The following is a 19,980-nucleotide window of genomic DNA, read 5'->3' as shown; positions in this document are numbered from 1 at the left end:
AGCAAAGCCACTACGAGACCGTGAACGTCGCCAGGCGCACCGGCCCGCCGAACACGAGGTACACGTCGTGCCGGCCGGAGGCCTTCACCAGCGCCGCGGTCACGGTCGTGTACGCGTACACGCCGCCGGTCGGGGGTACCGCCACCGTCGCCAGGAGCTGCCCGCGGACCGGGTCGTCGAGGCGTACCTGGACGGTGGTCGCCGCGCCGGCGTTGGCGAAGCGGCCGGTGAAGGCCGCCGGGCCGCGCAGGTCCGCGTCGGTGTAGCGGACCCACTGCCCGGCGCCGGTCGCCGCGACCGACGTGCCGCCCGCCTTCGCCTCGTCCAGCAGGGTGGTGCCCTGGTACCCGTCGAAGTTCTCCGCGCGGGTGGTGCGCCGCAGGTCGCGGGGCGGGATCGTCTCCCCGCGGACCCGCAGCTGCCCGGTGGCGCGGATGTCCGCCGACGACGCGCCGACGAGCAGGTCGTGCGTCGCGTCCTCGACCACCCACCGGTCCCGCGTGACGTCCCAGAAGCGCAGGTCGGAGGCGGCGAGCGTGAACGTCACCCGTTTCGTCTGGCCGGGTTCCAGGTGGACCCGCTGGAAGCCGCGCAGCGCCTTGATCGGCTGCTCGACCCGTGACGTGCGCTGGTGCGTGTACAGCTGGACGACCTCGTCGCCGGCGCGGGTGCCGGTGTTGGTGACGTCGACGCCGACCCGGACGGTGCCACGCTGGTCCACAGTGGACGTGCCGGTGCGCAGCGCCCCGTACCGGAACGAGGTGTAGGACAGCCCGTGCCCGAGCGGGTAGAGCGGGTCGCCGGTGTAGTACTGGTAGGTCCGACCGCCGTCGATGATGTCGTAGTCGGTGATGGCGGGCAGGCCGTCGGCCGAGCGGTACCAGGTCTGCGTGAGCCGCCCGGCGGGGTTGCGGTCGCCGAAGAGCACGTCGGCGAGGGCGTGCCCGGTCTCCTGCCCGGCGTGGCTGGTCCACAGCAGCGCCGGCACGTTGGCCTGTTCCCAGTTCAGCGCCGTCGGGTAGCTGTTCTCCACGACGACGACCGTGTTCGGGTTGGCCTCCTTGACGGCCCGCACCAGCGCCGCCTGCCCCTCGGCGAGGTTGAGGTCGGCCCGGTCGTGGTCCTCGCGGCCGTTGATGAACGGCATGCTGCCCACCACGACGACGGCCGCGTCGGCCCCGGTCGCGGCGGCGACGGCGGTGTCGACGCCGCTGCTGATGACCTCGCGGGTGAAGGGGGTCGCCTCGTCGGCGGTGGCGGCGCCCAGGTTCAGCGTGCCGTCGGCCTGCACGACGAGGTACGGCGTGCGGTACGACGGCGCCCAGTCGTAGGCGGCCTCGTAACCGGCGTAGCGGATGACGGTGTTGCCGTCGGCGCGCCGCTCGAGCTTGAGCTGCTGCTGGACGAACCAGCCGTTCGGCTGCGCCTGGTCGTTGACGAACCCGGACCAGTTGTAGCCGACGGTGCGGCCGTTGGCGGCGCTGCGCAGGGTCACGACCCCGTTGCCCCAGTCGAAGACGTCGAACTGGGCGGCGGTGCCGGCGGTGTCGCCGTTCGCCGCGATCGGTGCGCCGGCCGGCCCGCCGCCGCCGGTGAGGTAGCGGCCGGTGCCGTGCTGTTTGAGCGCGATCCGGTCGACGCCCTCGCTGAAGGCGACGTCACCGACCCGTTCGGCGATCCCCTGCCGCGGTGTCACCTGGTACGGCATGGCACCGCCGTACCAGTCGCTGTAGACGGTGTCGGCGAGCGGACCGACGACGGCGACCTTCTTCGGGCTCCGCAGCGGCAGCACCCCGGTGTTCTTCAGCAGCACCATCGACTCGGCGGCGGCGTCGCGGGCGAGCCGGGCGTTCGCGGCCTCGTCGGCGGTGACCCCGCCGTACGGCCCGCCGCCCGGGTCGAACTCGCCGAGGCGGAAGCGCAGCGCCAGGTTCTGCTTGACGGTGTCGTCGATGTCGGCGGGGGTCAGCAGCCCCTGGTCGAGGGCGTCGTGGATGGCGGCGATGGTGGCCGCGGGGTTGGCGCCGTCCTGGGTGAAGCTGTTGATGCCGGCCTTGATCGCGGCGGCGTCCGCCTCGGCCTGCGTGGTGTGGTACTGCTGGGAACCGGTCAGGTTCCCTGGGGCGAAGGCGTCGCTGGGGTTGAACAACGGCCGGTCCGTCCAGGTCCGCAGCAGGTCGAGGTCGGGGCTGACCGTGGCGGGCCGCCCGTTGATCAGGTTGTAGGACGCCATGACGCCCGTCGCCGCGCCCGCCTGCAGCGGGATGCGGAACGGGGTGCGGTCGTACTCGTTGAGCACCCGGGGCCGCACCGTCGCCGACGTCGTGTCACGGCGCACCTCGTTGTTGTAGGCGGCGTAGTGCTTCAGGGTCGCCGCGGTCTTCAGGTAGCGCGGGTCGTTGCCTTGCAGGCCGCCGCCGTAGGCGACGGCGAGCTGCCCGGTGAGCCAGGCGTCCTCGCTGTAGCCCTCCTCGTTGCGGCCCCACCGCGGGTCCCGCAGCGGGTTGACGACCGGCGCCCACAGGTTGAGCCCCCACACGTCGGGGTTCTGGGCGTGGTGCTCGCGGGCCTCGTCGGCGACGGCGGAGCCGACCCGCCGCATCAGCTCGACGTCCCAGGTGCTGGCCAGCCCGACCGCCTGCGGGAACTGGGTGGCGGTCGCGGTGACGACGTTGCCGCTGGTGTCGTTGGACCAGGCCAGGCCGTGCAGCGCCTCGGTGCCGGACTTGAACAGCTTGACGCCCAGCCGCGGGATCGCCGGCTGGTACTGGTGCAGCAGCGAGATCTTCTCCTCGAGGGTGAGCCGGCCGGTGAGGTCGTCGACCCTGACCTGCAGCGGCAGCCTCGGATCCTGGAACGGGTAGGCGTAGCGGGGTGGGGCCGCCGCCGCGGGTGGTGCGAACGTCACCGTCAGTGCGGCGACGACACCCGCGACCAGGACGCGTCTGGACATGCTGTGCCTCCGGACATCAGTGGAGGTGCACAGTCACTTGGTGGGCGCCGGCGTCCGCGTCGATGAGGACGCCGGCGGGGTCGGCGGTCGGGGAGGGAGTGAGCCGGCCGGCGTCGACGGCCGCCACCGTCGTGACGCCGGCCAGCTGCACCCGCCAGCGCGCCGAGGAACTCCCGTTGTCCTGGCGCACCTCGACGGTCGTCCCGGCCCGGCGCACCGTGAAGGTGGCACTTGGCCGGCCCTGCGGCGAAGGGATGTCCACGGTCGTGCCCGCGCCGTCGGGCAGCTCGTAGACCCGCAGGGTGACGCCGTCGGCGTATGGGTAGTCGGGGCGGTCGTCGTGCGCGCCGAACGGCAGGACCGAGCCTGGCCGGACCAGCACCGGCAGGTCGCCGATCCCGTACCGGCGCCGGATCCAGCCCGGTCCGGTCAGCACCTCCCCGCTGCGCAGGTCGGTCCACCGCCCCACCGGCAGGTAGAAGGTGACGTCGCCGGCGGCGCTGAACACCGGCGCGACGAGGATGCTGCCGCCGAGCATGTACTGGCGGTCCAGGTGGGCGCAGCCGGGGTCGTCGGGGAACTCCAGTGCCATGGGCCGCAGCACCGGCAGCCCCTCACGGTGCGCGGTGACGGCGGCCCCGTACAGGTAGGGCATCAGCCGCGCTTTGAGCCGGGTGTACTCGCGCAGCACGGCGACCGCGTCGTCGCCGAAGTGCCACGGCACCCGGTAGGACTCGTTGCCGTGCAGGCGGCTGTGCGAGGACAGCAGCCCGAACGGGATCCAGCGGGTGAAGACCGCCGGGTCCGGGGTGCCCTCGAAGCCGCCGATGTCGTGGCTCCAGAACCCGAAACCGGACCAGGCCAGGGACAGCCCGCCGCGCAGGCTCTCGGCCATCGACTCGAACGTGGACGCGCAGTCGCCGCCCCAGTGCACCGGGAACTGCTGGCCGCCGGCGGTCGCCGACCGGGCGAACAGGACCGCCTCGCCGTCGCCGCGGTGCTCGCGCAGCACCTCGAAGACAGCCTCGTTATACAGGTGCGTGTAGTAGTTGTGCATCCGCAGCGGGTCGGCGCCGTCGGCCCAGACGACCTCGGTGGGGATCCGCTCGCCGAAGTCGGACTTGAAGCAGTCGACGCCGAGGTCCAGCAGGCCGCGCAGCTTGTCCTGATACCACTGCCGCGCCGCCGGGTTCGTGAAGTCGACCAGGCCCATCCCGGCCTGCCACTGGTCCCACTGCCACACGTCGCCGTCGGCCCGGCGGACCAGGTAGCCCAGCGCGGCACCCTCGGCGAACAGCGCGGAGCGCTGCGCGATGTACGGGTTGATCCACAGGCAGATGCGCAGCCCCTTCGCCTTGAGCCGGGCCAGCATGCCGGCCGGGTCGGGGAACGTGACGGGGTCCCACTCGAAGTCGCACCAGTGGAACTCGCGCATCCAGAACGTGTCGAAGTGGAACACCGACAGCGGCAGCCCCCGCTCCGCCATGCCGTCCACAATGGACGTCACGGTCGCCTCGTCGTAGGACGTGGTGAACGACGTGGACAGCCACAGCCCGAACGACCAGGCGGGCGGCAGCGCCGGGCGGCCGGTGAGCGCCGTGTACTTGCGCAGCACGTCCCGCGGCGTCGGCCCGTAGATGACCAGGTACGACAGGACCTGGCCGGGGACGCTGAACTGCACGCGCGACACGGCCTCGGAGCCGATCTCGAACGACACCGGGCCGGGGTCGTCGACGAAGACGCCGTAGCCGCCGCTGGTCAGGTAGAACGGCACGTTCTTGTACGCCTGCTCGCTGCTGGTGCCGCCGTCGGCGTTCCAGACGTCGACCGTCTGGCCGTTCTTGACCACCGGCCCGAAGCGCTCGCCCAGGCCGTACACCATCTCACCGACACCGAGGTTCAGCTGCTCGCGCAGGTAGTGCCCGTCACCGGTCCGCAGCGCGGCGAGGGCCTTGGGCGCGCTGGTGGTGAGGATCCGGCCCTCGGCCATGAAGTCGAGGCGCCACTGCTCGCCGAGGGAGAACCTGGCGCTGAGCGCGCCCGCGGTGAACGTGACGGACTCCTCATCGCGGGTCACCTTGCCGTCGGCTGCCGGGTCGGCGTCGATGCGGAACCGGGGTCCCCGCGCCCGCCCGCCGGTGTGCCGGCTGACCCGCACCGCGACGACGTCGGGCGCCGGGGTGGTGCAGTCGACGGTGATCAGGGGCGTGTTGAGGGTGTCGCCCCGGCCGGTGACCCGCCGGGTGGGCGCGTACACCGACAGGCTGTTCGCGCCGACGGCCACGTCACGGACGTGCACGGGGTACAGCGGGTGCACCCCGTCGCGCAGCTGCCAGTACCCGTCGCTGAACTTCATGCACGCTCCATCTACTTGACTGCGCCGGTCATGACGCCACGGGTGAGGGTCCGCTGGAAGACGAGGAAGAACAGCACGGCGGGCGCGATGCCCAGCAGCGCCGACGCGCTGGTCGTGGTCGCGTCCATCATCTTTTCGCCCTGCAGGAGGCCCAGGGCGACCGGCACGGTCTGGTTCGGGTTGGACACGAGAAAGATGAGCGGGATGAACAGCTCGTTCCACGTCCACACGAAGAAGAAGGTGAACAGCACCCCGAGCGTCGGCACGCTGACCGGCACGACGACCCGCCACAGGGTCCGCAGCCGCCCGGCGCCGTCCATCGCGGCCGCGTCGAGCAGCTCGGTGGGGAACGCGGCGAAGACCGACGACAGCAGGAACGTGCCGAACGCGCTCTGGATCGCGGTGAAGATGATGACGACCGCGACCCGGGTGTCGTACAGGTCGACGTATTTGGCCATGTAGTACAGCGGGTAGATGAGGCTCTCCTGCGGCACCAGGTTCGCCACCAGGAACGCGCCCAGGAACCAGCCCCGCCCGCGCACCTTGCCGATGCCCAGCGCGTAGGCGTTGAGCACCGACACGACGACCGCGAGCACGGCGACGGAGCCACTGATCAGCGCGCTGTTGAACAGTTTCTGGCCGAAGTCGACCCGCTCCCAGAACGCGGCGACGCCGGACAGGTGCAGGCCGCCGGGCAGCGACAGCGGGCCGGTGGACGCATACTCGGCCTCCGTCTTCACCGCGTTGAGCAGCACCAGCACGAACGGGGCGAGGACCAGCAGCACCACGACGGCGAGCACACCCGCGACGAGCAGCGCCCCCCGCCTCATGCGTGTTCCCCGCGGGTCAGGACTCGCAGGAACACGAACGTCAGCGCGACGATGAGGGCGGTGAGCACGGTCGAGATCGCCGAGCCGTAGCCGACGTTCGCGCGTTCGAAGTAGTTCTGGTACGCGAAGTAGGACGGCACCAGGGTCGCGTTGCCCGGCCCGCCTCGGGTCAGCACGAAGATCTGGCCGAAGATCTTCAGCCCGGCGATCGTGGTGGTGATCAGCACGACGGCGATCTCCGGCCGGATCTGGTGCACGGCGATGCGGGTGAACCGCTGCCACCAGCCGGCGCCGTCCAGCGACGCGGCCTCGTACAGCTCCGGGTCCACGCGCTGCAGGCCAGACATGAACATCACGAGGGGGTAGCCGAGCTGCACCCACACCATCACGGCCATGATCGTGTACAGCGCGTATGCGGGATCCCCGAGCCAGTTGCGGGCCAGGGACCCCAGGCCGGCGGTGTCGAGGATCGAGTTCAGCGCGCCGTAGCCGGGGTGCAGGATCCAGCCCCACACGATGCCGGTGACGGCCAGCGGCAGGACCTGCGGCAGGTAGAGCCCGGACCGCAGGGCCCTGGCCACCCGCATGCCGAGGCGGGGCGCGACGTAGTCGAACAGCAGCGCGGCGAGGAACAGCCCGAGCAGGGTCGGCACGACCGCCATCGCGACGATGAGCAGCGCGATGTTGCGAAACGACGCCCAGAAGTTCTCGTCGTGCAGCAGCCGGTCGTAGTTGGCCGGTCCGGTCCACCGGGGCGTGCCGACGCCCGTCCATTCGGTGAAGCTGAGCCCGGCCGTCGTCACCACGGGGATCACGATGACGACGGCGCACAGCAGCACCCCGGGGACCAGAAAGGGCCAAAAGCCCCGCCGACGTCTCATCAGCCGCCGACGTTCGCCCGGTTGTCGTTGTAGGGCTTGGCGATCTCGTCCAGGACCTGCGCGGGTTTCGCCGAGCCGTTGATGAGCTTCTGCGTGCCGGCGACGAGCACGTCGTAGTAGCCCGGCGCGGGCCAGTCCGGGTAGAACGCCATCCCGTCCTGCTTGACGATCGTGTCGAACAGCGCGAGCAGTTCCTTGCTCTTCGGGTCGGTGATGGCCGCCTGGTCCGCGGCGATCGGGATGCCGCCGGAGTTGCCGAGCAGGTTCTGGATGTCCTTGCTCATGGTGATGTCGATGAAGTCGTACGCGAGGGCCTTGTTCTTCGCCTTCGCCGGCACGACCCACAGGTTGCCGCTGGAGCCCGGGTGCAGCGTGTTGCCGGGGAACAGGAACGTGCCCCACTGGAAGCCGCTGATCTTCGTCATCCGCCCGTACCACCAGCTGCCGGACACCATGATGGGGAACTTGCCCTGCTCGAACGCCTGGCCCATGTCCTCGGCCTTGATGCCGGCGGAGTTCTTGTCGACGTAGCCCTTGGCGACCCAGTCGGCGAACGTGGTCGCGGCGTAGGTCAGCTGCGGGCCCTGGAAGTCGACCTTGTTCTTGTACAGCTGGAAGTCCTCGACCCAGGCCCGGTCGGCCTTCGACAGCGCCAGCTCGTAGAGGATCTGCTGGGCGGGGTACTCGGCGCCGCCGACCGACAGCGGCGTGACCCCGTTGCGCTTGAACGTGTCCATCGCCGTGACGAGCTCGTCGAGCGTCTTCGGGACCTGCACGTTGTACTTGGCGAAGAGGTCCTTGTTGTAGTACGCCATCACGAACTCGGCGTAGTTCGGCACGCCGTACCACTTGCCGCCGCCCATCACGCCGCGCTGGTCGTAGCGGGCGGTGGTGGCCAGTCCGGGGTTGAGCAGCTTGCCCCAGCCGCGCTTGTCGACCTCGGCGCTCAGGTCGGTCAGCAGGCCCTGCTTGGCGAGGAGCCCGGCGCTGGCGTTGCCCTTGTTGTACTCCATGACGTCGGGGGCGTCACTCGAGTTGAGGATCATGTTGGCGCCCTGCCGGATCTGCTCGAAGCCCTTCTCCTCGAACACGACCTTGACGCCGGGGTGGGACGCCTCGAACCGCTTGATCGCCTCGGTCCAGGCGACACCCATCGCGCTGGTCGCGCCCTCGTAGTGCCAGAGCTTGAGCGTCTTGCCGTCGCCGGCTTCCTCGTCGGCCCCGCCGCACGCGGCAAGCCCCGCCACGGCGATGACGACCACCGCCGCTGCGGCAGATCTGCGCAGTCTGCTGAACACGTCTGCTCCTGAGTGTTGGCCGGGTGTGTGCAGAACGTTGTCGAAGCGCTTCGACAGGGAAGCTACGAACAACCCGCCGACGTGTCAACCGGTCGCGCCGTGCGGGCAGCCTGGGGCGTGAAACTTCCACGGGGACCTGCCGGTGCGCGACAATGCCGGGCGTGGGTGTACCGGACGCGCAGTTCCTGGCAATGGTGGACGGCCTCGCCGAGGTCGAGCGGGCGCACGCCGCGGACTACACGTCCTTCAGCGTGCGCGGCAAGCGCTTCGGCTACTACTGGCCCCGCACGCACACCGCCGGGCTGAAGCAGACGATCTCCGAGCAGATCGCCCTGGTCGCCGAGCGGCCCGACGTGTTCGAGGTGCAGTTCACCTCCGGCGGCTTCGGCTGGGTTGTGGTGTATCTGCAGAAGATCGAGGCCGACGAGCTCGGCGAGCTGCTCTACGAGGCGTGGCAGCTGTCCGCGCCCGAGTCACTCGTGGAGGATCACCCGCTCGCGTTCAGTTAGCCCTGCACTATCCTGCGGGGATGTCCCTCACCGCGGAGTTCGAGCAGGCCCAGATCGACGTCAAGCAGCTCGACCAGCGCCCCGGCAACGACGTGCTGCTGCGGCTGTACGCCCTCTACAAGCAGGGCACCCACGGCGACGCGGACGGCAAGCGGCCCGGGGTGTTCGACCTGGTGGGCCGCGCCAAGTACGACGCCTGGAAGGCCCTGGCCGGCACCTCGCAGGAGGACGCGCAGCGCCAGTACGTCGCCCTGGTCACCGAGCTGCGCGCCTGAGTCCTCAGCGCGGGTCGGGGCGCTGGGACCGCTCGCCGAGGACCTGGCCGTAGAGCGCCTCGCGCAGCGCCAGCTCCCGCGGGTCGTCCCAGAGGTGGAAGCCGGCGCGGTTCATGGCGTAGGCGAAGCCGACACCCGTCTCCGGGTCCGCGAACCCGAACGACCCGCCGGCGCCCGGCGTGCCGAACGCCTCGTTGCCGGCCGCGCCGAAGCGCAGGCGGGGGAACGGCTTGACGTAGCCGAGCGAGAAGATGGTCGGCACCCGCAGCACCACGTCCTGCAGCCCGCCGCTCGGCGCCTCGGCCGGGCGGCGCAGGGCGTCCAGCGTGGACGGCGTCAGGCCGAGGGTGCCGCCGCCGGTGGCGGCGTCGCCGTAGGCGCGGGCGATGGCGCGGACCTCGCCGGTGCCGTTGGCGGCGGGTAGCTCCAGGCGCCGCACCTCCGGCAGGTTGTAGTTGCCGGTCTCGGACAGGACCTTCGGGTTGGCGAACGAGCGGGCGGTGACGCTGCGCGGGTTGAGGAACCCGAACACGAACCCGCGCGGCATGGTGCCCAGGTGCAGCAGCAGTTCGGCGGGCTTGTACCCGTGGATGAACGCGATCCGGTCCGGGTCGACGGTGTCGGGCACGCCGACATGGAACTCCATCCCGTCGCCGGTCGTGTCCCCCTTCGTGGCGGCGAGGGGCGCGGCGATCTCCTCGGCGAAGAACCGGCCGAGTGACCGTTTCGCCGGGTCGACGCGGCGCAGGAGCTCGCCCTCGTACCAGCCGAGCGAGATCGCGTGATACCCGTGCCTGGTCCCCGGCTCCCACGCCGGGCGCTGGTCGGCGAGGGCGTCGGCGACCACGTCGAGGTCGGCGAGGTCGGCGACGGTGAGCGGCCGGTCGATCGCGGCGAGTCCCGCCTGGTGCGCGAGCAGCTGCCGGACCGTGACCGCTTCCTTGCCGTTGCGGGCGAACTCGGGCCAGTACGTGGCGACGGTCGCGTCGTAGTCGATCCAGCCGCGGGAGTGCGCGACCGCGACCGCGAGCCCGGACACGCCCTTGGTGGTGGAGAACACGGTGACGAGCGTGTCCTGCCGCCACGGTGCTCTGGTGCGGCCGTCGCGGTAGCCGCCCCACAGGTCGACGACCTTGCGGCCGTCGCGGTAGACGGCGCAGGCCGCGCCGATCTCGCCGTGCTCGGCGAAGTTGCGCCGGAACGCGTCGGCGACCGGCCCGTAGCCCTCGTCGACGTCGCCTTGGACGAGGTCGGGCGGAACGTCCACTTTGAACACCATGACGGCCTCCTGCGACGGCGTGGGCCGACCATACACCTGCACACCGGGCTTTCGGCACTGCCTGTGCACGATGATTCGGCGCCGCGGGCCCCGTCTAGGCTCGCTGTGATGAGCCACTTCCCCGGCCTGGTGCCGTTCGACACGCTGCGCACCTACGCGGCGACGGGGGGCCACATCACGACGACCTGGTTCGCGACGGCCGCCGCGGTCGAGGAGGTCTCCGCCTGGTACGGGCAGCGCCTGCCCGACCATGAGCGCAAGGCCGGCGGCGACTGGACGAGGGTCGAGATCGCGGACGGTCTGCGGCACTTCCACGCCGTCACCGTCCACCCGCCGGAGGCGCCGGCGGCCGGACCGCGGCCGTCCCAGCCGCCCCCGCCGGGCACCCGGACCGTGGTCCGCGACGACACCGGCACATTCCCCACGGCCGGCCCGCCCCCTGCCGCGCCGGCCCCACGACCGTCGCTGCTGCGACGAATCCGCGCCTGGCTGCGGTGAGCATCCTCGCGACCCCGCACCCGGCACCGGAAGCGGTCCATCATGCCGGTTCGCGGCGCAGGAAGGTGTCGGTGACGGCGCACGCGGCGGTCACGGTGACGAGGAACAGCGCCGCCGCGAGGAGGATCCGCACCTCCGGGTAGGTCGGCGGCGGGAGCAGCGCGGCGCTCGCGGCGGCCAGCCCGGCGACGGTGGCGGCCGACACCTGCGCCAGCCACAGGCCGACCGCGCGGCGGGTCCGGCCGAGCCCGGCGGTGACCTCGCGCACGGTCAGCGCGGCGGCGGTCACGGCCACCACCGCGGCGCCGGCCACGGCCAGCCACGGGGTGCCGAGGTCCAGGGCGTACCGGATGGGCAGCGCCGGCACGAAGAACAGCGCCGCGAACCAGGCGAGCCCGGCCGAGACGGTGCGCACGCCGGCTCCCGCCTCGCGGGGCGTCGCGGCCCGGCGGCGGGCGAGCAGTCTCGCGGCGGCCAGGGCGGCGGCGGCCACCGCCGCGACCGGCAGGAGGCGGGGGACGTGGCCCAGGTTGTAGAGCAGGGCGGTGTCGTACACCACGAGCACCAGCACGCCGAGCGCCGCGGCGGACCCGACGGCGAGCAGCACGTCCACCGCCGACTCCGGTTTCGTGGCGCGCAGGTCTTTTGCGGAGCGGCCGGCGAGGGCCGCGGTCGCGACGCACGACACGGCCCGCAGGATCAGGTCGTCGGTCGTGTACGGGTTGCGCAGCCCCCACTCGACCAGGCCGAACACGACGCAGTACGCGACGCACGCGGCCCACAGCACCGCGGGGCTGCTCAGCACCCGGGCGCGGACCGGGTCGAGCCAGCGGCACACGCACAGGTAGGCGAGGATCACGAACGGCAGTTCGAGCACCGCCTGGACCCGCAGGACGCTGACCTCAAGGAGCTCCGGCGCGGGGAACGCCGTTGCGACGGCCCGCATCGCGCCGCCGTGGGCGAGGTCGAACCAGCCGGGTGGCAGGTATCGCGCGATGAAGGACGGGTCACCGCGGTGGACGCGCAGGACGTACACCGTGAACAGCAGCTGATTGAGGTAGATCGCGGCGGCGACGGCCCCGAGCCAGAACCCCGGGCCGCGGGCGGCCCGTGCCTGCCGCGGTCCGGTCCTCCATGTCAGCGGCACGCCGACGAGGACGGACCCGACCACCAGCGCGTCGACGGCGGCCCCGACGCTGGTCATGCCCGAACGATACCGACCATCTCCTGAACGATCGTTCAATGCCGAACACCGGTGATTTCGCCGATACGGCATGGGCCACGACCTGCACACACTGACACCCATCGAAGTTACGAAGGTGTTTCGAGAGGAGTGCAGCGTTGCGAACAATCCTGCTCAGGCTGGCCGTCGTCCTCACGCTCATGGGCGGCGGGGTCGCCGCGGTCGCCACCCCGGCGCTCGCTGACGAGATCGGCCAGGCACCCACCGCCGCCAACATCACCGGCAACGGCAGCTTCGCGACCACGTCCACCAGCATCTCCAGCCTGGTCACCCGATCGCAGCGGCACCTACCCCCGTTGATCGCCACCTGGTCGAGTCTCTCCTGGATCGGTCCCCGCCTGTCCTCGTGGGGCTTCGTGGTCGTCGGCATCGAGACGAACAGCCTCTACGACCAGCCCGGCAGCCGGGGCAGCCAGCTCCTCGCCGCACTGAACTGGGCGGTCAACTCCTCCCCCACCACCGTGCGGTCCCGCGTCGACGGCAGCCGCCGCGGCGTGGCCGGCCACTCGATGGGCGGTGGCGGCACCCTGGAGGCGCTCGCCGCCGACACCAGCGGCCTGGTCAAGGCCGGGGTGCCGCTCGCACCCTGGAACAGCGACAAGACCTGGAACAACGTCAGCGAGCCGGTCCTGATCGTGGGCGGGCAGGCCGACACCATCGCGCCGGTCGCCACGCACTCGGTGCCGTTCTACAACAGCCTGGCGGGGCCGAAGACGTACGTCGAGCTGACCGGGGCGAGCCACTTCTTCCCGCAGTCGTCGAACGCCACCACGTCCCGCGCACTGGTCTCCTGGTTCAAGCGCTGGCTGAACCAGGACTCCCGCTTCACGCCCTTCACCTGCGGCTTCTCCGGTGCCGCGGTGTCGAGCTTCCGTACCAACGCCTGCTGATCCGCTCTCTTCGCCGTGTCCCCGTCGCCGCCGTGGTCACCCCACGCGAGCGACGGGGACACGCCCGACGATGGGTGTGCCGGTTCAAGCGACAGTGAGGGGACCACGATGGAGGAACGCGCGTTCGCCGCGGCGGTCGCGGAGCGGGCCGGTCTGGGCAAGGAGGAGGCCGCCGACCTCACCCGCGCCACCCTGGAGGCGCTGGGTAGCCAGCTCAGCGGCGGCGAGGCGCGCGACCTGGCGCTCGACCTGCCCTCCGGCCTCGCGCAGAGCCTGCCGGCCCGGTCGGGCGGGGCGCATCCGGTGCCGCTGCGCGACTTCGTCCGGCAGGTCAGCGAACGCACCGGCCTCAACGAGGCCGAGGTCACCCGCGGCACGAGCGCGGTCCTGACCACGCTCGGGCAGGCCGTGTCCAGCACCCACGTCCAGCACGCCCTCGCACAGCTGCCGGCGGAGTATCGCCGGCTGGTTCTGTAGCTCTTCGGTTTGCTCAGCTCTTTGGTTTGCTCAGCTCTTTGGGTCTGCTCAGCTCTTTGGTTTGCTCAGCTCTTTGGGTCTGCTCAGCCGCCCGCCATCGCGCCGATGATCAGCAGCGGCTCGGCGCCGCTGGCGACCCGCTCCGGGAGTGGCTCGTCCGGGGAGTCGTTGGAGAGGTCCTCCTCGCAGCCGTACAGCCGCACGAACGCCCGCCGCTGCCCGCTGGCCCGGTCGCGGATGGTGCCGCGCAGCATCGGATAGCGCTCCTCGAGCGCGTCCAGCACGAGACGCTGGGTGATGACCGGTCCGGTGAGGTCGAACCGCACCTCGCCGCTGACCTGCGCCAGCTGCCGCAGGTGCGCGGGGAGCACGACGCGGATCATGGCAGCGTCTGCACCTCCACCGACAGCACCGCCGGCAGGTCCCGCACGATCGCCGTCCAGCTGTCCCCGGCGTCGGCGGAGACGTATACCTGACCGCCGGTCGTGCCGAAGTAGATGCCGCACTCGTCGAGCGTGTCCACCGCCATCGCGTCGCGCAGCACGTTGACGTAGCAGTCCGACTGCGGCAACCCCTCGGTCAGCGGCTGCCACTGCTCACCACCGGAGCGGCTGCGGTACACCCGCAGTCTGCCGTCCGGCACGTAGTGCTCCGAGTCGCTCTTGATCGGCACCACGTAGACCGTCTCCGGCTCGTGCGCGTGCACCGCGATCGGGAAGCCGAAGTCCGTCGGCAGGTCCCCGCTGATCTCCCGCCACGAGCCGCCGGCGTCGTCGGTGCGCATGACGTCCCAGTGCTTCTGCATGAACAGCGTGTCGGGCCGGGACGGATGCTGGGCGAGCCGGTGCACGCAGTGCCCCACCTCGGCGTCCGGATCCGGGATCTGCCCCGACACCAGTCCCCGGTTGATCGGCTGCCACGTGACACCCGCGTCGTCGGAGCGGAACGCCCCGGCCGCCGAGATCGCCACGAAGATCCGATCCTTGTGCACCGGGTCGAGGATGATCGTGTGCAGGCACATGCCGCCGGCACCCGGCTGCCACCGCGGCCCCGACTCGTGCGTGCGCAGCCCCGTCAGCTCCTGCCATTCGCGCCCGCCGTCCGTGGAGCGGTACAGCGCCGCGTCCTCCGCACCCGCATACACCGTGTCGGGGTCGTCCCGGGACGGCTCCAGGTGCCAGATCCGCTTGAACTCCCACGGCCGGGGCGTTCCGTCGTACCAGAGATGGTCGCCGACCTTGCCCTCATACGCGAAGTCGTTGCCCACCGGCTCCCACGTGTCGCCGCCGTTGTCGGAGCGCTGGATCAACTGGCCGAACCAGCCACCGGACTGCGACGCATACAGCCGGTCCGGATCGGCCGGCGAGCCGTTGGCGTGGTAGATCTCCCAGCCGCCGAAGTGCGGACCGTCGACCTTCCAGTCCTGGCGGTCACCGTCCGCGGTCAGGATGAACAGGCCCTTGCGCGTCCCGACGAGCACCCTCACGCCGCTCATGCCACACCTCCTGCTTCGCATCGTGCCACTCTCCCGGCCGCTCGCAACCCCACTTCACCCGGTCGCGGGGTTTTGTCGTACCCGGTCGGCAGAATGGGTCGCATGGTTGGGAAGCTGGAAATGGTCGTGTTCGACGCGGCCGACATCGTGAGCCTGTCGGCGTTCTACCGTGGCCTGGCCGGCTGGGCCGAGTCCAGCGCGGACGGCTCCTGGATCACCCTCGACACCCCCGACGGCTGGCAGATCGGCCTGCAGGCGGTGCCCGACCACCGCCCGCCGCGGTGGCCCGGCCAGGACCTCCCCCAGCAGGCCCACCTCGACCTGCGCGTCCCCGACCTCGACGCCGCCCTCACCCGCGCCGTCGACCTGGGCGGGACCCTGCTGAACAAGAGCGACGCCTGGTATACGGTCGCCGACCCCGCCGGCCACCCGTTCGACCTGTGCCTCAAGCCCGACGACCCGCACACCACCCTCATGGGCGTGATGCTGGACTGCCCCGACGCGAAGACGCTCAGCGCCTTCTACGCCGACCTGCTCGGCAAGCCCGTCACCTACGAGGCCGACAGCATGGCCATGATCGGCGAGGACGGCGCCCAGCCCGTGCTGTTCCAGCAGGTGACGGGCTACACCGCACCCCGCTGGCCGGACCCCGCCCATCCGCAGCAGGCCCACCTCGACGTGCTGGTCGAAGATCTGGACACCGCCGAGCGGGCCGCACTGGCGCTGGGCGCCACCGCAACGGGCGCCCGCGGCCAGACCTACCGCGTCTACACCGACCCCGCCGGCAAGCCCTTCTGCCTGACCAGCCCCACCGACTGACCTGTCCCGCCGTTCCCGAGCAGCGCCCACCACCCTGCCGACCGCCTCTGCTCCGCCCGCCTGTCGCCGCGATAGCCGCCGTTCCGTCTTGCCGATCCGCCGGCCAGCTCCGGTCACAGTTCGCATGCGCGGCCTCGGGCAGCATTCGGCGGTCCCACATCGCGCCTGCGCCGTTGGCATGCCGATCCGCCGGCTAGTAGGCAGCCGCACTTGTCGGCGTGACTTTGGTGTGGCTTGTCGGGCGTGTCGGGTGCTGTGGCGGAACCATCGTGCTGGGGGGATCGCGTCTGGTGCACGGGTTCGCCTGCGTAGCGGTGACTGCGCGGACCGGGCGCGGCCATGCTCAGCCACGAGGTGGCGGGCGAGGGTGATGTAAGGCGGCCGCATCGGTGACCATGTCTTGCATGATGTCCACCGCTGTAGCCTCGCGCTGATCGTGCGGTTGCATCGTCTCGCCGGCTATCCGACGGTATCGGAACTGGCGGCGTGAGACGGCGACGTAGGCTGCGGTTCCTGTTCACACTGGGCCGGGAGCGCGCGCATGGTTCGCAGCGGCGAGAAGAGCAGAGGCAATACCGGCAGCAGCCCGGCTGCGGCGGCGATCCACAGTGCTGTCCTGGCGTCGAGGAGTTGGCCGAGGACACCGCCGATGAGGGCGCCGAGCGGGGCGGTGCCCCAGACGAGGAAGCGCATGGTGGCGTTCATCCGGCCCGACAGGTGATCTGGGGTGAGGCCTTGGCGGAAGCTGACCTGGGTGATGTTGTTGACCGAGACACAGCAGTAGATGACGAATGACGCGGCGGCCGCGGCCCACAGCAGCCACCCGGGCTGGGCCGCTGGAATCACCAGTTGCAGTGGCGCGGTCACCGCGACCGGGATCCAGATCGCCGGGCCTTGCCCGATCCGCGCGGCGACCCGCCTGGCGGTCAGCGCGCCGATAAGTGCCCCCACGGAGGCGATCGAGAAGAACACGCCGATCGTCCCGGCGGGGAGGTGCAGCACTCCGGCCAGCAGCACAATGAGCATCGCGCTCCGGATCCCGGACAGAAGGTTGTACGACGAAATGGACAGCGCGATCGCGCGTAGCAGCTGATTGCCGAACACGAACCGCAGTCCGTCCACCATGTCCTTGCCGAGGCTGGCGCCACGCCGGCGCTCCGGCAGGTCCTCGCGTCGACGGATGCGCCGCACGAACATCGCCGACCCGGCGAAACTGGCCGCGTCCAGCGCCACGGCCAGCGGAGCGGTCACCGCCTGGACCAGCAGGCCCGCCACGGTCGGGCCGCCGATCAGGGCGACCGCCCGGACCCCCTCGAGCTTGGCGTTGCCCTCGACCAGATGCTCCCGGCCGACCAGGTGCGGCAGGTAGCTCATGTACGCCACGTCGAAGAACACCCTCAACACCCCGACCGCCAACGCCACCAGATATAGCTGTGGCATGCTCAGCACGTCGAACGCCCACGCCAACGGCACCGAGCTCAGCACGACCGCCCGCCCCACGTCGGCGATGATCAGCACCTTGCGGCGGCGCATCCGGTCCACCCACGCCCCTGCCGGTAGGCCGATCAGCAGGAACGCCATCATGCCGCAGGCGGTCAGTGCACCCACCTCGAAGTTGGAGGCGTCCAGCGCAACCAGCGCGACCAAAGGTAACGCCAACACACTGATCTGGCTGCCCAGCTGGCTGATCGTGTCAGCGACGAACAACTGCCGGAAGTCGTGCTCGCCCAGCAATCCCGGGCTTCCACGCAGACCCATATCTGCACCATGACCAAAGTGATTGGAACAAGTCAATCAGTTCGGGGTTACTCATGTTCGCAGGCGTCGCGTCATTCGCTCCTGCAACTGTCCTCTGGCAATGGTGCGGGCCGGGACTGACTGTGCGATGTCGGTCGTTCTTGATCGGATAATCGGAGTGGGGTGTCGGCGCCTTTGACATGCCGATTCGCTGGTCAGGTCCCGGTCGCGGTTCGCGTGCGCGGTCGTCATTCGGTGCTACAACACCGTCGCTGGTTCAAAGACACGAACAAATCACCCATATCGCAGCGCTGGCTTCGCCCGCGCCAAGATCCACCCTTCCGCGCGCATGATCGAAGGACCGGGATGGCTGTCCAGACGACCACGGCCGTCCTTCGATCATGGGCCGGAACGGAAGATCGCCGTCCGAGCGCTGGTACTACCCCGGTCTAGCGATCGATGGTCTTCGTTTTCGGACCAACGACGGTGTGGCACCACCGAATGACGCGCCCGACGGCGCTGGATCATGTGAGGTCGGACCTGGCTTGGCATCACCCCAGGCACGGCACGGACGGTGACCGCGCTACCCGTCGCGCCGCCGGAGGCTGCGCGGAGCCACAAAGGCCGCAGCCGTGATGGATCTTCTATTACGGGCATGCCAAACACGCACGCGGACCGCGACCAGAGCATCGCAACACAGCGGCGGCGCGCCGTTCGAGACTTCTCAATACCACGGAATCCGGCGGGTCTCGTGGGCATGCGGCGGCGGCCGGTGTGAGACGGGTGAGGGCGGGTAGAGGGTGCGGCAGCCAGCACGAGAGAGGGGAGCACCGCTCATGAGCGAGGACCCGATCATCTCCGGCGTGCCCGCGGCCGCCCGCGCCGCGGAGCCGGGCGGGCGGGTGGTCAACGTGCGGACGGGCGCGGACCAGCCGTGGGACCCGGAGGACCTGGCCGTGGCCGAGGGCAGGGACCCGACCCCGAAGAACGTCGAGCGCAGCCGGCGCAAGCTGGAGGAACTGGGGCCGGCGGCGATCGAGGGCACGGTGCCGTAGCTTCCGAACACACGGCAAGGTAGCGGCGCGCCAGGTACTGCACCGCCAGGACATGGCCGATCAGGCCAGCGGCGGCGATGGCTGGCGCCCGCGGCGGGGACCTCACCGGGACCGGCGAGCGATGCGCCACGAGGTTCGCGGGCGCGTTGAACGGGCGTGATCGCCAGAACGACGCCGGCGGCGCACGCCGCGAAGGCGTCCGCAGGAGGAGGGCCCGGTCGAGTTCGCCATGGCCCTCCTCCTGCGGCTTGCCCAGATTCAGCGCGATCACCGGGCGAACGCCTCCCGGCCGCCGCGGCGGCGCACTCCAGGATCGCGGCCCGCGCCGGGAGCGAGGGCGGCCACGCCACGGCCGCCCCTGGTGGGCGTATCGGACCACTTCGCGGACCGCCGCGTCGCTCCGGAAAACCGCTTAACGGCACATCTGGACCACTATACGGTTGGAATTGCCGTCGGTCGCTGGCAGAGTCCGCTTCGAGAGCGTGACGAGCGCGTGAAACGAACTCGGGCGCGGGAGAATTCTGCGGTCAGCGGCACTGCACGAGGCGACGGAGAGACGACGACCATGGTGAAGGCAAGCACGGAGACGGAACCCGTCGCCGAGACCGAGTCCGGTGGGGTCCGCAGCGTCCAGCGGGCGCTGGACATCCTGACCCTGCTCACCGAGGACCGCCCGGCGGTGTCGATCCGGGAGATCGTCGAGGAGACCGGCCTGGCCAAGACCACCGTCATCCGCCTGGTCCAGACCCTCGAACAGATCGGCCTGCTCTGGGGCACCGCCGGCGGCTACATGGCCGGCCCCGGTCTGTGGCGCTGGGCGCACCTGGCCCGGCGCAGCTGGGAGCTGCCGCCGGAGACCCAGCGGATGATGCGTGACCTGGCCGCGCGGCGCCGCGAGACGGTCAACGTGTACGTCGCCCGCGACATCTACCGGGTCTGCATCGCGCAGCAGGAGAGCCCGCAACCGCTGCGGCACGTCGTGCACATCGGCGACGAACTGCCGCTGTGGGCCGGCGCCTCGGCCAAGGTCCTGCTGCGCAACGCCACCGCGAGCCGCCTCATGCGTATCGCCCGCAGTTCGCCGTACGGCGAGACGCACACCAAACGCCTGCAGGAGTGGATCGACGCGGCGGCGCACGAGGGCTTCGCGGTCAGCCACGGCGAGCGCGAGGACGGCCTGTCCGCCGTCGCCGTGCCGATCCTGTCCCGCTCCGGCTCGGTCGTCGGCGCGCTGTCGCTGAGCGGGCCGACGATGCGCTTCACCGACGAACGCATCGCGGAGTTCGCGGCGGACCTCAAGGACGTCGCCCAGCGGATGTCGGAGCGGGGGTTCGACCACCCGCTGAGCACGTCGCTGTGACGAGCGCCGGGACACCGTGGCCGGC

The 19,980-nt window shown here is 70.9% G+C and carries 18 protein-coding genes; 8 read left to right on the top strand and 10 right to left on the bottom strand.

Annotation, left to right across the window (positions count from 1 at the left end; all coding sequences use genetic code 11):
* Nucleotides 1–10: 10 nt before the first annotated feature.
* The 5 genes from OHA72_RS25505 to OHA72_RS25485 are packed head-to-tail and all read right to left on the bottom strand — an operon-like array spanning nucleotide 11 to nucleotide 8,318.
* Nucleotides 11–2,953 (bottom strand): glycoside hydrolase family 3 protein, encoded by a 2,943-nt coding sequence (locus OHA72_RS25505; protein WP_327010312.1) that lies wholly within the window; start codon nucleotides 2,951–2,953, stop codon nucleotides 11–13.
* A 16-nt stretch (nucleotides 2,954–2,969) separates the two neighbouring features.
* Nucleotides 2,970–5,309: an alpha-xylosidase gene (yicI, locus tag OHA72_RS25500; protein WP_327010311.1), complete on the bottom strand. Its 2,340-nt coding sequence runs from the start codon at nucleotides 5,307–5,309 to the stop codon at nucleotides 2,970–2,972.
* Nucleotides 5,310–5,320: 11 nt separating this feature from the next.
* Nucleotides 5,321–6,139: a carbohydrate ABC transporter permease gene (locus tag OHA72_RS25495; protein ID WP_327010310.1), complete on the bottom strand. Its 819-nt coding sequence runs from the start codon at nucleotides 6,137–6,139 to the stop codon at nucleotides 5,321–5,323.
* On the bottom strand, nucleotides 6,136–7,020 hold the full coding sequence (locus OHA72_RS25490; RefSeq protein WP_327010309.1) for a carbohydrate ABC transporter permease: 885 nt from the start codon (nucleotides 7,018–7,020) through the stop codon (nucleotides 6,136–6,138). The genes OHA72_RS25495 and OHA72_RS25490 overlap by 4 nt, the downstream gene beginning before the upstream one ends.
* A complete protein-coding gene (locus tag OHA72_RS25485; protein ID WP_327010308.1) occupies nucleotides 7,020–8,318 on the bottom strand; it encodes an ABC transporter substrate-binding protein in 1,299 nt (432 codons plus the stop codon). The genes OHA72_RS25490 and OHA72_RS25485 overlap by 1 nt, the downstream gene beginning before the upstream one ends.
* Before the next feature lie 161 nt (nucleotides 8,319–8,479).
* Here OHA72_RS25485 and OHA72_RS25480 point away from each other — a divergent pair, with 161 nt between their 5' ends.
* Nucleotides 8,480–8,827 (top strand): MmcQ/YjbR family DNA-binding protein, encoded by a 348-nt coding sequence (locus tag OHA72_RS25480; protein ID WP_327010307.1) that lies wholly within the window; start codon nucleotides 8,480–8,482, stop codon nucleotides 8,825–8,827.
* Nucleotides 8,828–8,847: 20 nt separating this feature from the next.
* Entirely contained in the window at nucleotides 8,848–9,102 is a 255-nt protein-coding gene (locus OHA72_RS25475) for an acyl-CoA-binding protein (protein ID WP_327010306.1), read from the top strand.
* A gap of 4 nt (nucleotides 9,103–9,106) precedes the next feature.
* Here OHA72_RS25475 and OHA72_RS25470 read toward each other — a convergent pair whose 3' ends face one another.
* Nucleotides 9,107–10,381, bottom strand: a complete 1,275-nt coding sequence (locus OHA72_RS25470; RefSeq protein WP_327010305.1) for a serine hydrolase domain-containing protein — start codon at nucleotides 10,379–10,381, stop codon at nucleotides 9,107–9,109.
* Nucleotides 10,382–10,489: 108 nt separating this feature from the next.
* On the opposite strand from OHA72_RS25470, the gene OHA72_RS25465 reads away from it, so the two are divergent.
* Nucleotides 10,490–10,879 (top strand): hypothetical protein, encoded by a 390-nt coding sequence (locus OHA72_RS25465; protein WP_327010304.1) that lies wholly within the window; start codon nucleotides 10,490–10,492, stop codon nucleotides 10,877–10,879.
* 40 nt (nucleotides 10,880–10,919) lie between these two features.
* Here the strand turns inward: OHA72_RS25465 and OHA72_RS25460 are convergent, their stop codons facing one another.
* Nucleotides 10,920–12,083 carry a hypothetical protein gene (locus OHA72_RS25460; RefSeq protein ID WP_327010303.1) on the bottom strand — a complete coding sequence of 388 codons (1,164 nt, stop codon included), beginning with the start codon at nucleotides 12,081–12,083 and terminating at the stop codon, nucleotides 10,920–10,922.
* A 137-nt stretch (nucleotides 12,084–12,220) separates the two neighbouring features.
* Between OHA72_RS25460 and OHA72_RS25455 the strand changes: the two genes are divergently transcribed.
* Together OHA72_RS25455 and OHA72_RS25450 are read left to right on the top strand one after the other, a co-directional pair.
* The gene (locus OHA72_RS25455) at nucleotides 12,221–13,012 is read left to right on the top strand and encodes an alpha/beta hydrolase family protein (RefSeq protein ID WP_327010302.1); all 792 of its coding nucleotides are present in this window, start codon (nucleotides 12,221–12,223) and stop codon (nucleotides 13,010–13,012) included.
* A 108-nt stretch (nucleotides 13,013–13,120) separates the two neighbouring features.
* On the top strand, nucleotides 13,121–13,489 hold the full coding sequence (locus OHA72_RS25450; protein WP_327010301.1) for a DUF2267 domain-containing protein: 369 nt from the start codon (nucleotides 13,121–13,123) through the stop codon (nucleotides 13,487–13,489).
* 83 nt (nucleotides 13,490–13,572) lie between these two features.
* On the opposite strand, the gene OHA72_RS25445 is transcribed toward OHA72_RS25450, so the two are convergent.
* On the bottom strand, nucleotides 13,573–13,872 hold the full coding sequence (locus OHA72_RS25445) for a MoaD/ThiS family protein (RefSeq protein ID WP_327010300.1): 300 nt from the start codon (nucleotides 13,870–13,872) through the stop codon (nucleotides 13,573–13,575).
* Nucleotides 13,869–14,984 (bottom strand): WD40/YVTN/BNR-like repeat-containing protein, encoded by a 1,116-nt coding sequence (locus OHA72_RS25440; RefSeq protein WP_327010299.1) that lies wholly within the window; start codon nucleotides 14,982–14,984, stop codon nucleotides 13,869–13,871. Before OHA72_RS25440 ends, OHA72_RS25445 begins: the two co-directional genes overlap by 4 nt.
* A 102-nt stretch (nucleotides 14,985–15,086) precedes the next feature.
* Between OHA72_RS25440 and OHA72_RS25435 the strand changes: the two genes are divergently transcribed.
* The gene (locus tag OHA72_RS25435; protein WP_327010298.1) at nucleotides 15,087–15,803 is read left to right on the top strand and encodes a VOC family protein; all 717 of its coding nucleotides are present in this window, start codon (nucleotides 15,087–15,089) and stop codon (nucleotides 15,801–15,803) included.
* 459 nt (nucleotides 15,804–16,262) lie between these two features.
* On the opposite strand, the gene OHA72_RS25430 is transcribed toward OHA72_RS25435, so the two are convergent.
* On the bottom strand, nucleotides 16,263–17,537 hold the full coding sequence (locus OHA72_RS25430) for an MFS transporter (protein ID WP_327010297.1): 1,275 nt from the start codon (nucleotides 17,535–17,537) through the stop codon (nucleotides 16,263–16,265).
* Between the two features lie 839 nt (nucleotides 17,538–18,376).
* Between OHA72_RS25430 and OHA72_RS25425 the strand changes: the two genes are divergently transcribed.
* Nucleotides 18,377–18,595: a hypothetical protein gene (locus OHA72_RS25425; protein ID WP_327011996.1), complete on the top strand. Its 219-nt coding sequence runs from the start codon at nucleotides 18,377–18,379 to the stop codon at nucleotides 18,593–18,595.
* 565 nt (nucleotides 18,596–19,160) lie between these two features.
* On the top strand, nucleotides 19,161–19,955 hold the full coding sequence (locus tag OHA72_RS25420; protein ID WP_327010296.1) for an IclR family transcriptional regulator: 795 nt from the start codon (nucleotides 19,161–19,163) through the stop codon (nucleotides 19,953–19,955).
* Nucleotides 19,956–19,980: the final 25 nt, after the last annotated feature.

The sequence above is a fragment of the Dactylosporangium sp. NBC_01737 genome, assembly GCF_035963215.1.
In the GTDB taxonomy this organism is placed as follows: domain Bacteria; phylum Actinomycetota; class Actinomycetes; order Mycobacteriales; family Micromonosporaceae; genus Dactylosporangium.
This window is presented reverse-complemented; position numbering and strand designations above follow the sequence as displayed.